At 45.9% G+C, this 1,020-nt stretch carries 1 pseudogene; it reads left to right on the top strand.

The annotated features are described in order from the left end of the window. Positions 1–2: 2 nt before the first annotated feature. Positions 3–1,020 (top strand): annotated as a pseudogene (locus R7Q38_RS25000) (methyl-accepting chemotaxis protein); the annotation flags it as partial.

The raw sequence follows: 1,020 nt of genomic DNA on the forward strand, positions 1-1,020 counted from the left end.
TGATCATCATCCTGTTTGCTGTCACAATTGCCATTATGATGGGGGGAATGCACGATATTCACGGGAAATTTGAAACCGTCTCTAAATCATCGTTGCCCCTTGTATCGTTATCTAACCAAACCAGTGTGGAACTGCTTTCTGCCGACAAGTCTTTTAAAGATTTTCTGACCACTGAGAATAAACAGCGCATGGAAGAAATGCGTCAGGAGTTTGCGAGATCTCAACAACGTTTTGAATCCACTTTGGCGCAGATCGAATCAGCAAGCCAGATCTACACTTATCTTGCCGAACCTTTTTCTCAACTGAAGACGCTAGGGCAAAGCTACTTTACCGAAGCACTCGAAGCGATGGACAACTATGAAGCAATGTTTTCAGCACAAGAAGAAGTGCAGAAGTCATCGCGCCGCTTTCAAAAACTCAACACTGAACTTTCTGTTGGCCTGAAAGAATACGTTGCAGACCAATCGAGTATTTCAGTGAAGGTTATGGCGAAAAGCTACTTCATCAAACTCAAAGATGCCGCAGTGATCACTTCCGATGCGCTGGCCAGCTCCAATCCTGAGTTTGTTACGCAAGCGGTAACGAAAAACCGTAAAGCAGTAACGCACTTGAACTACGCGTTCCGTGGGTTGGTCACTCAACTTCCTGAGCTAGAAAAAGCTTTTGGCGAATCCGTAGAACAATTTACCCGTGACGTAGGTATGCGTGGTGGTGTGCTAGACCAACACAACAACTACCTCAACGCTCGCGCAGCTCTGTACGACAACATTGCGAACTTAGCTAACAAAGTCGATTCTACGATGGCTATCCTTGAGCAATTCACAACGACAGCAACAGACAAACTAAACGAATCTCTTGATGATGCCGGTGACATTTACTCTGCTGGCGTGACGAAAGCGATTGTGATTGGTGTAGTTGTGGTTTTGTTTGCGGCGGCTATCGGCTATCACATCGCGCAAAGTGTGCGTGAGCCATTAACACGTATTCTCAATGCGCTAGAGAGCCTAACTAAAGGCGATA

The sequence above is a fragment of the Vibrio sp. Vb0598 genome (genome assembly GCF_033338935.1).
Classification (GTDB): Bacteria; Pseudomonadota; Gammaproteobacteria; order Enterobacterales; family Vibrionaceae; genus Vibrio; species Vibrio alginolyticus.